Source organism: Nocardiopsis sp. M1B1, from assembly GCF_052466615.1.
In genome coordinates, this window is sequence record NZ_CP196194.1 from 2,446,416 (window position 1) to 2,458,691 (window position 12,276).

Below are 12,276 nucleotides of genomic sequence, written 5' to 3' on the forward strand. Positions count from 1 at the left end.
CCTCCCGGAGGACGGCCCCCGTGGCGCCCTCCGGGAGGCGGCCCCGCCCCCGCCCCGCACCGCGGGGTCAGCGGGCCGGGATGTCCTCGGGCAGCAGGGTGGTGAAGTCCTCCCGGGTGGCGTTCTGGACGCCGTTGACCAGGCGGCCCGCCTGCCGGGTGATCATCCGCTCCAACACCTGGCGCGCGTAGCGGGCGTTGCCGAAGTTCACGTCGCGGACCACCCCCGAGAAGTGCTCGTGCAGGGCCGCCGTCGTCTGCTCACCGCAGGTGTAGCCCGACCCCTTCGCCATCCGCTCGACGATGGTGACCAGCTCGTCGTCGCTGTAGTCGGGGAACTCCACCTGGTGGTTGAACCGCGAGGCCAGACCGGGGTTGGAGTCCAGGAAGCGCTGCATCTCGTTGGTGTACCCGGCTACGATGACCACCGCCTCGTCGCGGTGGTCCTCCATGAGCTTGACCAGGGTGTCGATGGCCTCCTGGCCGAAGTCGTTGCCCGCTCCCCGCGGCGCCAGCGAGTAGGCCTCGTCCACGAACAGCACGCCGCCCTTGGCCCGCTCGAACACCTCGGCGGTCAGTTGGGCGGTGTGCCCGACGTAGCGACCGACCAGGTCCGACCGGGCCGCCTCCACCACGTGGTCGCCGCGCAGCACCCCCAGGGCGTGCAGGAGCTTGCCGTACAGACGGGCCACGGTCGTCTTACCGGTACCGGGGGGACCGGCGAACACCAGGTGGTGGCTCATCGGCGCCACCTGGAGCCCCATGGCGCGCCGCTGCTGCGACATCAGCAGCAGGTTGGCCAGGTCGTTGACGGTCTCCTTGACGCTGGCCAGGCCCACCATGGCGTTGAGCTCCTCGCGCAGGGCCGCGATCCCGTCCGCCGTGCCGCCGAGCTGCTCCTCCTCGGCCGCCTCCCCGAGGTCCTCGGGCAGCAGGAGGGTGAGCGAGTCCGGGCTGTCGGGGATGCTCCCGCCCAGCCGGAACGCCTGGCGGTCGATCATCTCCTCGAACAGCTTGCGGGCCTCGCGGCCGTTGCCGAACGCCGGCCCCTTGGGCACCCGCTCGAAGTGGGCGAGCAGGGCCGCCTCGGTCTCCTCCGCCATCCGGTAGCTGTGCGAGACGCACATGTTGCGCACGATCTGCGTCAGCTCCTCCGGCGAGTAGTTGGTGAACTCGATGGTCCGGCTGAAGCGGGAGGCCAGGCCGGGGTTGGTGTCGAGGAAGCTCTGCATCTCCTCGGTGTAGCCCGCGACGATCACCACGACCTCGTCGCGGTGGTCCTCCATGAGCTTGACCAGGGTGTCGATGGCCTCCCGGCCGAAGTCCGGGCCGCTGCCGCCGCCCTCGCTGCCGTTGGCCAGCGTGTAGGCCTCGTCGACGAACAGCACGCCGCCCTTGGCCCGCTCGAACACCTCGGTGGTCTTGATCGCCGTGCCGCCCACGTACTGCGAGACCAGGTCGGCGCGGGCCACCTCCACCACGTGCCCGTAGCGCAGCACGTCCAGTTCGGCGAGGATCTGCCCGTACAGCCGCGCCACGGTGGTCTTGCCCGTACCGGGCGCGCCGCCGAAGACCAGGTGGCGGCTCATGGGCGGCGTGGGCAGACCCATCTCCGCCCGGCGCTGGGCCATCTGGTTGCGGGTGACGAGCGTCTTGACCTCGTGCTTGACCCCGGCCAGACCCACCAGCCGGTCCAGCTCCATCATGGGGCCGACCTCCTCGGTCTCCCCGTCCTCCTCCTGGGGGGCGGGGACGTCCGGCATCGGGACGGGCGCGCCCGCCAGGTCGCCGAACGCGTCCGGGGCCCCGTTGCCGCGGCTGAGCAGCTCCTCCGTGCGCATGCTCTGGCTGGCCACGGTCTGGCGCAGCCCGGAGCGGCCGTTGTCGCGCACCGAGCAGTCCTCCACCGCCACGTCCTCGGCGGAGTGCACGAGGATGCCGTCGGCGCCGTTGCCGAACACCTCGCACCGGCGCAGCGTGGCGCTCGCCTTGGCCGCAACCAGCACGCCGTTGCGGCGGCCGTTGTAGACCCGGGTGCGCAGCACCGTCGCCCTGCCCCCGGCCCGCACGGCGATGCCGTCGCCCGTGCACTCGGACACGTCGCAGTCGCGCACGTCGGCGGACCCGCCCGAGCCCACCGAGACCCCGGCGTCGCGGCTCCCGGAGATCTGCACGCCGGTCAGCAGGGGCGCACCGCCCTCCTCCACCGACACCGCGCTCTTGCCGGTGCGCTCCAGCGTCACGTCCTCCAGGCGTCCGCGCCCGCCCCTGCCGAACACCACACCCTGGCTCCTGGTCCCGGTGATCGCGGTCGCGCGCAGGAACGGGGCGCACTGCTCGACGACCACGCCGGGACCGGCGGTCTCGCTGACCAGCCCGCGGTCGAACTCCACGACGCTGTCGCCGCCCAGGCTCAGCCCCTGTCCGCCGCGCACGACCAGTCCGAGGAAGGCGGTGGAGGCGCGCTCCTCGGCGAGCACGGCGTTGCCGCCCGACTCCTCCACCTCGCACTCGGTGAAGGTCCCGCGCGCCCGGCCCGACAGGTGGATGGCCACGCCCTTGGCGCGCGCCACGCGCACCCGCGCCACCTGCGGGTCCGACCCGTTGTGCACGGCGACGCCGCGTCCGCCCACGTCCTCGAACACGCAGTCCTCGACCAGCGGGCGGGACCGGCTGGAGACCACCAGCCCGTCGCCCTCGACGTCGTGCACGCGCGCGCCCAGCAGCGAGGTGGCCGAGCCCTCCTCCAGCGCCACCGCGGGCTTCTTGGTCCCCGAGATCTCGCAGTCGCGGACCGTGCCCCCGGACTGCCCGCTGGCGAACACGCCGTTGCCCCCGGCGTCGCGCAGCACGCAGGAGCGGATGGTGGGGCGGGCCTGCTCGCCGATGACCACGGCGCTGGTGTCGACCTCCTCGACCACGCAGTCCTCGATGACGCTCGGCCCCGAGGAGGTGATCACCACGCCCGCCCCCGCCGAGCAGGTGACGCGGCTGTCGCGCATGGCGAGCGCGCCCTCGCCGCGCACCGACACCGCGGTCCAGGAGGCGCCCTCCACCTCGCAGTCGGCCATCTCCAGCTGTCCGAGGGGGATGTCCACCGCGGGGTAGTCGGCGTGGCGGCCGCGCAGGACCAGGCCCGACAGCTTGACCGCCTCGGCGCCCGAGACCACGGCGCAGCCGCTGGCGGTGGTGATCTCCACGCTGCCCAGGCCGTCGCGGGCCATCAGGGTGACCACGTCGCGCAGGACGAGGCTCTCCTCGTAGCGACCGGGGGCGATGGTGATGAGGGCGCCGCTGTCAGCGGCCTCGACCGCCTCGGTGATCGTCGCGTGCCCGTCCTGAGCGTCGGCGTCGACGGTGAGGAGCTGCCTGGTCATCGGTGTCTTCCTAAGTCGGGGGAGGGCGGTGGCGGGGCGGCCGGAGCCGCCCCGCCGGGGGTGGGGTCAGGAGCAGGACGCGCGCACCGCCGAGGCGGCCACGTGCGAGCTGGCGTGCTCCTGGTCCGCGAGGGCGTCGGTCCCCGCGTTGGTGAGCTGGACGGTGAACTCCTCCGTGGGGGAGGTGAACCCGGTCACCTGGACCCAGCCGCCCCGGATCCCCGCCTGGTCGATCCCGAACACCGCCACGGGCGACCCCTCGGCCGAGGGGCCGGAGAAGAGCTGGTACTTCGCCTCCCCGGGGGAGATCCACAGCGGGCTCTCGTCGTCGGGCACGTGGACGTAGAGCTCGCACGCGACCCCCGCCTCCCCGGGAGTGAAGGTCCAGGTGGCGTACTGCCCGTTGCCCTGTTCCGGGTCGCCCGAGACCGGAAGGGCCTCGTAGCCGCCGTCACAGCCCTCCTGAGCGTACCCGCCGGGCCGGGTGGCCCAACTGGCGGTGCCCTCCGCGCTGTCCCAGCGCCCCTCGTTGGTGTAGGAAGCGCCGGGGGAGGCCTGGCAGCCGGGCCCCGCGACGGCGAGGAAGGACTCGGGCTCCGAGGCCGCCGTCAGCGCGCCCGAGTCGGCCAGGACCGATCCCCCGCCGTCCGAGGCCGGAGGGTCGGCGGGCGCCGAGCCGCCGCTCGCGGTGTCGCCGTTCCCGGCGGCCCCGCTCTCCCGTGCGGTGTCCCCGGTGCCGGTGCCGGTGGTATCGGAGAGGGGGGCGTTCATCTCCTCCGGGGCGGTGCCGGTGTCCCCGGTACCGGTGTCGCCGTTCCCGGCACCCTCTCCGGCCGCGGCTCCCTCGGTCTCCCCCTCACCGGAGGTCCCGGCGCCCTCGTCTCCCGCGGCCGCCGTGTCCTCCCCGGCCGTCTCGTCCGCGCCCGTCTCACCGGAGGAGGGACCGGCGGCCGTGTCACCGCCTCCGGCCGTGTCACCGCCTCCGGCCGTGTCACCGCCTCCGGCCGTGTCACCGTCCCCGGCCGCGGCTCCCTCGGTCCCCGGCTCTCCGGCGGCGCTCCCGGTCCCCGGCTCCCCGGCGCTCTCCGCGCCGGGCTCCCCGGCGGCGGTCGCCTCGCCCGCGCCTCCCCCGGACTCCGGGGCACCGGCGGCCGCCGTGTCCGGGACCTCCTGGGCGGCCGGGGCGGTCTGCACGGGGTTGCCCCCGCCGGCGGCGGCGTTGCCCGGATCGGGCATCGTCGGCGTCGAGGCCCCGTCCCCGCTCACCTCGGGGACGTAGCCGGTCTCCTGGGGTGCGCCGCCCTGCTGGGCCGCGGGCGCGGCGCCCGTGTCCGCCGGCGCCGCGACGGCTCCGGACTCGCCGCCGGCCGAGGCGCCCGCCTCGGCGGTGCCCGAGGTCTGGCCGCCGGTGCCGTCCGCGCCGCCCGCGCCCGAGGCGAGCGGCGTCGTGTCCAGGGTGACCCCGGGAACCCCCGCCGTCATGGCGAAGGGGGCGGCGACCAGCAGCAGGCCCGCGATGGCCGCGCCCGCCAGGACGGGCTTGCCCGGGCGGTCCAGGGCCACCTCCGGCGCCTGGGGGGCGGCGGGCTCGTGCAGGGCGCCGGTGATCCGGGGGCCGGGCACGGCCTCGGCCGCCCCCGCCCCCGTTTCCTGGGCCGCTCCGGACGGGGGAACGGCCCCGACGCGCGCCGCGGAGCCCGCGGAACCGTCGGAGACCGTGCCGTCGGCTCCTCCGCCGAGCGCGGACCGGAAGTCGGGCGCCGGTGCGGGACGGCCCTCGGCCCCGCCGCGAGCCTGCGCGCTCTCAGACATCGGAACTCCTTCTCGGGGGGCCCGTGCGGCCGCGGGAGCGGCCGCACGGGGAGGTGGGGGTGGGGTCGGGGGTCACCGGCGTCCTCCGGTCCCGTCCGGGCCGTCCATGTCCGGGACGGTGTTGATGTTGTCCTCCTCGGAGCGGCCGAACTTCTCCTTGGTGCCGCCGAGGATGGCGCTGGTGTCCTCCGCCGCGATGACCAGGAATCCCAGGTACTCGTCGATGGAGGTCTTGAGCACGCCCAGGGACTTGTCCATGTCGTCGGCGAACTTGTCGCCCTCGCCCCAGAGGGGACCCAGGGCCTCCAGTTCGCTCCTCAGCCACTGCTGGAGTTCACGTGCGTACTCGGCCGCGTCGTTGACGCTCCAGCTGTTCCTGTCCATGCCGTCGAGGTCGACGAAGAGATCGTCGCCGCCGGTCGTCATGTCCGTCTCCTCTCGTGGTCCTCAGCCGCGGGTGTGGCGCGGGACGCCTAGTGCCGCGGGTTCTCGGAGGGGATGCCCAGCCGGTCGAGCAGCTTGAGCGGGTCCAGCTCGCCGCTCATGACCTCCTCCGCGCTCGTCACGTCGGGCATGAAGGGGCTGTAGGCCTTCGAGACGCGCTCGGCCATCTGGCTCCGCGCCTTGTTGACCACCTCGGTGATGGCGGCGGCCAGCTCGGTGGGGGCCATGTCCCGGTAGGCCTGGGTGTGGAACTTCAGCTCGACCAGCTCACCCGTCGCGTTCACCTTCGCGCCCACGAGCCTGTTCTTGGCCACGACCTCTTCGGTTGCCGCCTCCAGGTTTGCGCTTGCGTCCGCCAGCAGGCCCATCGTCTTGTGAAGCTGTGCCAGTTCCTCTTCCATCTGGCGTTGCATCTGCGAACTCATGCCGGGTGGCTCCCTTCTTGCTCTGACCGGGCACGGGGCGTCCCAGTGCGGATCTCTGCGCGTCGGCCGTGGTTCCCCAGACCTTCTCGTCCTCGGAGAGCCAGGTGGAGCGCTGGCGGTCGCGGTTGTTGTCGCCGCCGCCACCGCCCATACCGCCGCCCATGCCGCCCATCATGGGGGGCATCATCGGCATGCCGCCCATGCCCCCCATGCCGCCGGCTCCGGTTCCGGCGCCGCCGGTGCCCGCGCCGGGCTGGCCGCCCAGGCCTCCCACGCCGCCGAGCCCACCCGCGGTGCCGGGGGCGCCCGGGCCGCCGGCGGCCCCCTGGGGGCCGCCCGCCGGGTACTGGGTGCCGTCGGGGTTGGCGAACAGGGAGGAGCGGTCGGAGCTGTCCGGAGCGCCGGGGCCGTCGCTGGAGTAGGGGCTGGGGCTGAGGCCGCCGTAGTTGAGGCCGCGGTCGTCGGGGGCCAGCGGCGGCGGCAGGACGTCCGGGGGCTCCTGTCCCGAGCCCGTGTAGTTGCTCGTGATCGGCTCCCCGGTCTCGGGGTTGATCGGGTAGGGCCGACCGGTCATGGGGTCGATGACGTAGGGCTCGCCGGTGATCGGGTTGATCGGTACGTCGCTGCCCGTCCCCGGGCCGTTGAGGCCCAGGTCCTCCGGCATCGGCGGCGGCCGCAGCCCGTAGTCGTAGTCGTCGGAGGTGCCGGGTCCGTTGAGGCCGAGGTCGGGCGGGGGAGCCGGTATCTCGTAGTCGTAGTCGGTCGGCAGCCCGGTGACCGGGTCGATGCCGACCGGCTGGCCGGTGACGGGGTCGATGGGCAGGGCCTGCCCGGTCTCGGGGTCGTAGTTGATGGGGAGTTCGGTCTCGGGGTTGTAGGGCAGTCCGGTTTCGGGGTCGACGGGGAAGGGTTCGCCGGTCTCGGGGTTGATCGGGAGTCCGGTGGCCGGGTCGAACTCCAGGGAGCTGCCCCTCTCCCCGATGGGGACGGGTTCGCCGGTGACGGGGTCGATGGGCAGGGCCTGCCCGGTCTGGGGGTCGTAGTTGATGGGCAGCCCGGTGACGGGGTCGATGGGCAGGGCCTGCCCGGTCTCGGGGTCGTAGTTGATGGGCAGCCCGGTGTCGGGGTTGTAGGGCAGTCCGGTTTCGGGGTCGACGGGGAAGGGTTCGCCGGTCTCGGGGTTGATCGGGAGTCCGGTGGCCGGGTCGAACTCCAGGGAGCTGCCCCTTTCCCCGATGGGGACGGGTTCGCCGGTGACGGGATCGATGGGCAGGGCCCGGCCGGTCTCGGGGTCGTAGTTGATGGGCAGCCCGGTGTCGGGGTTGTAGGGCAGTCCGGTTTCGGGGTCGACGGGGAAGGGTTCGCCGGTCTCGGGGTTGATCGGGAGTCCGGTGGCCGGGTCGCGCTCCAGGGAACCGTTGTAGCCCCCAGGGCCGCGACCGCTTCCCGGGCCGTTGAGGCCGAGGTTCGGAGGCGGGGGCGGCGGGATGAAGGGCCCGTTCATGCCGGGGTCGTTTCCGCTACCGCTGCCGAAGCCGGGGCCGTTGAGGCCCAGGTCGTTCGGCGGCGGCGGGGGTGTGAAGGAACCGTTGTTGGCCCCCTGGCCGAAGCCGGGGCCGTTGAGGCCCAGGTCGTTGGGGGGAGGCGGGGGCACGAGGCTGTTGTTGCCCAGCTGATCGAGACCGGGGCCGTTGAGGCCCAGGTCCGGGGTGGGAGGCGGCGGGCCGCCCAAGCCCTCGGGGTTGCCTGTGCCGGGCCCGTTGAGCCCGAGGTTCGGCGGAGGCGGCGGCGGAGGCAGGAACTCTTCGTTCCCGGGACCGCGCTCGCCGGTTCCGGGGCCGTTGTAGGGGAGCTGCGGAGGCGGCGGCGGGGGCGGGGGCGGCGGCGGGGGCGGACCGCCTCCCTCGTTGTCCCAGTCGCCGAAGGGGTTGTCGATCTCCCAGTCCCCGAAGGGATTGTCGATCTCCCAGTCCCCGAAGGGGTTGTCCCAGTCCCCGAAGGGGTTCTCGCCGCCGGGCCCGTCGCCGCCGCCACCGGTCTCGGGGGTCGGCGGCGGGAGCGGAGCGGGGTCCACGATGACCGGCACGGCGGCGTGCGCCCGCGTGTAGGTGTGCGCCATGAGGTCGCGCACGTGGTTGGCGGCCTCGTAGACGCCCTCGTAGTGGTTGCGGAACCTCTGGTAGAGCACGTTGTTGATGTTGTCCTGGGTCGGCGGGTCGCCGGGGATACCGGTCAGTTTGTCCCCGCCGGTCTCCTCGGGGTAGGCGATCGTGACCCGGAACTGGTCCCGGTCCGGGTCGAACTCCTCCGTCCCCGCGGAGGTGTAGAAGTACCAGTCGTCGAGTACCTCCTGGACGCGCCCTCCCCTGGAGTTGAGGGCCTGGTCCACCGTGTAGGCGAGGACGGCGGTGGCGAACGTCAGAACCGTCTTGACCCGCTCCAGCTCCGCCTTGAACTCGGGGAGCTCCATGTGCACGGAGGTCATCCGGTACGCCATGTCCTGGAGGCGGTACTTGTACGCCGCGGCGGCCGAGCCCTGCATGGCTCCGTCCGGGACGTCGATCTCCTGCCAGAGCTTGTTGAGGCTGCCGCCCTCACCGTCGATGTAGGGGGTCAGCGTCTCGTGGAGCGTGCCCAGGCTGTCGATGGTGTTCTGCAACCGGGTGAGGTCCCAGTTCTCGGAGGTCAGCTGGTTGTTCCCGTAGTCGGCGAGGTGCGCCAGGTTGCTTAGTTGCTGTCGGAACCCGTCCTGCGGGGGAGGGGTGTCGTCTGTGTGCAGATCCTCCTTGCCGTCGCTGAGGGTCTCCTCGCCCCACAGGTGCTTCTGCATGGTGTAGCCGGCGTAGTCGATGCCGTAGGTCTCATAGGGATAGCTGCCGCCGCCGTACCCGGTCGAGTACGCCGTGTAGTACTCCCTGTAACTCCACCAGCGGTCCATCTCGTGGCCGCCGTAGTTCCAGGAGAAGCCGCCGATCCCGCTCGTTTCATGGAAGTGGTAACGCCCGTCCGCGACCCAGGGGTCCTTGGTGACCGTGTCGATGCTCTCCATCGGTTTGTAGTCGCCGTCGCCGCCGGCGAAGATGTTCATGAGCTCGTGCAGCGGCTTGTCCGGCAGGTCTTCGTACTTGATCTCTGGTTCTGGCATGGTCCCTCCCCCTGCGGATCGCGTTTCCGTACTAGGCTTCGCTGCTGTCCTCGTCCTGACCGTTACCGTTACCGGGACCGCTTCCGGAGCCGCCCGAGCCGCCCGAGCCGCCGAAGCCACCCGAACCGCTCTGGCTCGAATAGATCAGGTTCTGGACTTCCTGGGCGGTGAGGTTCTGCTCGTCCTCCAGGTTGGCGAAGACGATGAGGTTCTCCGAGAGCCTGCGGTCGATCTCGATCAGTTCCTGGTTCAGGCCGTAGACGAAGTCGTAGATCCCGCCCATCGAACTGTCGATCTTGCTCGTGAGCCGCCCGGCCTCTTCGAGGATGCCGGGGTCTCCGAGCCTCTGGTAACCGCTTTCGGCCACCCCTTCGTACACGGAGAGTTCGGTGACCAGGATGTTGAGGTCCCTCTGGAGGGGCTCCACGACCTTCGAGCGGAAATCCTTGATCCGGTCGAGATCGATCTTGGTGCCCTTGTCACCGCTGCCGGAGCCCGCGCCCTCGTCACCACCTCCGGTGCCCCCGGTGTCGGTGTCCTCGCCGTCCTCGCCGTCCTCCTCGCCGTCCTCTTCGCCGTCTCCCTCGCCGTCCTCGTCGCCCTCTTCGTCGTCGCCCTCGGTGTCTTCTTCGTCCCCGGCGGTGTCCTCCTCGTCGCCGGGTTCCTCTTCGTCGTCGCCCTCGGTGTCCTCTTCGTCCCCGGCGGTGTCCTCCTCGTCGCCGGACCCCTCTTCACCGCCGCTCCCGGCAACGTCCTCGCCGCCCCCGGTCTCCTCGCCGGGCGTTTCGGAGGTGTCCTCGACCACAGGCTTGAACGAGACGGCCGGTTCCATCGGTACCGGTTCCTCGCCGGGGGCGGGGTCGTCCGTAGACGTCTCGTCCTGGCCCGTCTCCGTGTGCTCGGGACCGCTGTCGTCCCCGGTGGCGCCCGGGCCCGGGAGCAGGCGTTCGTGCTCGGTGTCGTCCCCGGCGTTGCCGGAGTCGTCGTCTTCGCCGGTGATGTGTTCGTCCCGGTGGGTCCCCGCCGCGACCGGGGGCGGGGTGGTGCCCGCGGGCACGCCCGGAGTCCCGCCACCGCTCGGGTCGTTCGCGCCGGGGCGGTGGCTCTCCACGTGTTCGGGGGAGTCCTGCTCGTCGGGCTCGCCGGGCCTGTCTCCGCCGGGGCGGTCCTGGCCGGAGGTGTCCTCCTGACCGGGCCCGTCTCCGCCGGTGTGGTCGTGGTCGGAGGTGTCCTCTTGGCCGGGTATGCCGGGTCCGTCGCCTGTGGAGTGGTCGTTCTCGGAGGCCCCGTCCTCTTCTCCGCCGGGGCTGTCTCCGCCGGGGCGGTCGTGGTCGGAGGTGTCCTCCTGGCCGGGCCTGTCTCCACCGGGACGGTCGTCGCTGTCCTCGTCGCCGGTGCCCTCCTCCTCGCCGTCGAGGTCCTCGGACACGGTGATCAGGCCGGTCTCGGGATCGACCTCCACGTCCCCGCTGCCGGGGTCGAGGGAGACCTCGCCCGTCTCGGGGTCCAGGGTGAGCTTCAGGTCGCCGATCTCGATCGTGGTCGGCAGGTTCTCCCCGCCGTCACCGGAACCGCTCGTCTCGATCCCGACGGTGCCCTCGACCGGGTCGATGGTCAGGCCCAGGTGTCCTGCCTCGACGGTGACCGGCGCCGCCTCGGGGTCGAGGGGCACGTTCCTGTCCCCGGGCTCGATGCTGATCGTGCCCGCGTCCGAGTCCAGGACGAACTTCAGCTCGCCCGCCTCGACGGTGGTGACCCCCGTCTCGGGGTCCAGGGTCACGACCGGAGCCCCGGGGATCTCGGAGCCGGTCTCGCCGAAGGCGGGGTCGTCGGCGTCGGCGGAGATGGGCTCCACACCGGAGACCACCTTCGTGTTCTCGGTGTTCACGGGGGACAGCGGCTCCAGCAGCTCATCCTGCTCGGCCTCCGTACCCACCAGAGGTTCCATCGCCTCCACGCGCTGGGCGGGCTCCGCGAGGATCGCCGGTTCCGCGGGGATCGCCGGCTCCAACGGCTGCATCGGTTCCAGGCGCTGGGCGGGCTCCGCGAGGAGCATGGGCTCCAGCGGCACGGGCTCCGTGGTCTCGCCCTCGGGGACCGGCTCCGCGTTGGCGGGCACCCCGACGGACCTGACCGCCGGTTCGGCCGGGAGCGCCGGTGTCCCCGGGTCCACGGGTTCGAACCGGCTCTCCGTGTGGGACTCCTGGCCGGAGACGTCCCCGGACTCGGGCGCGGACACCGTGACGACCCGCGCGACCCCCTGGTCGGCGAGCACGTGCGGGGAACCGGTGTCCCCGGCCTGCTGCGTGCCGAACAGCATCACGCCGTCGTCGCCGACGCTCACCTCGGAGTCGCCCGGGTCGAGCACCGCCTCCCGGGTGGCCGTGTCCACCTCGACCGAGGAGCCGGCGTGCCGGAGCATGAGCAGGCCGCTGGTCAGGTCCACGCTGATCGGGGTGGACTCCGACCGGTTCGTGCTGGCGTTCTGCTCCTGGAGGGTGGCCTCCTCGGTCTCGGTCGGATCCGGCTCCTCCCCGGAAAGGGCAGCACGGAAGTCGAAGAGGGGGGACTCCACGTCAGGACCTCCTCACCGCCCGTAGGGCGGCAGTTCGTCTGGGTTGTGTCGGGGGTGGCGGGGGATGGGGTGGGGCGAGGTGGGGCGGGCGGCCGCGAGGGGAGTGGTGGGCCGCCCGCCCCGGGGGGAGGGGAGCGGACTAGAGCAGCGCCTGCCAGTTCATGGCCTCGCGGCTGTCAGTGGATTCGTACTGGTCGCTGATCTGGATCAGCGCTCTCTCGGCTTCCTTCAGCAGGGTGTTCATGTCCTCGACGTTGAGCTGCCAGGACGCGTACTTCTTCTCGTACTCCGTGAACATGGCGCCCTCGAGCTGTGTCTTGAGGGACTGCATCGTGGTGTTGAGGTCCTCGATCTGCTGCTGCACCTTCACGGTCTGGGCGCGCAGGTCCTCGGTGACGTCGTTGACGTGGGCGTAGGTGACGCTGAAACCGTTGATGCTCATGGTCTCGCCTTCCGGAAAGGGACGGGTAGGTGTGGGCGCGGTGGTCCGGCCTCAGCC

General features: G+C 72.3%; 7 protein-coding genes. All 7 read right to left on the reverse strand.

Going from position 1 to position 12,276, the window contains the following annotated elements:
* Positions 1–67: 67 nt before the first annotated feature.
* Positions 68–3,376, reverse strand: a complete 3,309-nt coding sequence (locus ACSTA4_RS10595) for a right-handed parallel beta-helix repeat-containing protein (RefSeq protein ID WP_444963376.1) — start codon at positions 3,374–3,376, stop codon at positions 68–70.
* 66 nt (positions 3,377–3,442) lie between these two features.
* Complete coding sequence (locus ACSTA4_RS10600; RefSeq protein ID WP_444963377.1) at positions 3,443–5,188, reverse strand: hypothetical protein; 1,746 nt, start codon at positions 5,186–5,188, stop codon at positions 3,443–3,445.
* Between the two features lie 72 nt (positions 5,189–5,260).
* Positions 5,261–5,614, reverse strand: a complete 354-nt coding sequence (locus tag ACSTA4_RS10605) for a hypothetical protein (protein WP_444963378.1) — start codon at positions 5,612–5,614, stop codon at positions 5,261–5,263.
* Between the two features lie 47 nt (positions 5,615–5,661).
* Complete coding sequence (locus ACSTA4_RS10610) at positions 5,662–6,000, reverse strand: YbaB/EbfC family nucleoid-associated protein (RefSeq protein ID WP_071621734.1); 339 nt, start codon at positions 5,998–6,000, stop codon at positions 5,662–5,664.
* Complete coding sequence (locus tag ACSTA4_RS10615) at positions 5,900–9,202, reverse strand: hypothetical protein (protein ID WP_444963379.1); 3,303 nt, start codon at positions 9,200–9,202, stop codon at positions 5,900–5,902. The genes ACSTA4_RS10610 and ACSTA4_RS10615 overlap by 101 nt, the downstream gene beginning before the upstream one ends.
* Before the next feature lie 31 nt (positions 9,203–9,233).
* The gene (locus ACSTA4_RS10620; protein WP_444963380.1) at positions 9,234–11,777 is read right to left on the reverse strand and encodes an AAA family ATPase; all 2,544 of its coding nucleotides are present in this window, start codon (positions 11,775–11,777) and stop codon (positions 9,234–9,236) included.
* Between the two features lie 139 nt (positions 11,778–11,916).
* A complete protein-coding gene (locus tag ACSTA4_RS10625; RefSeq protein ID WP_444963381.1) occupies positions 11,917–12,219 on the reverse strand; it encodes a WXG100 family type VII secretion target in 303 nt (100 codons plus the stop codon).
* Positions 12,220–12,276: the final 57 nt, after the last annotated feature.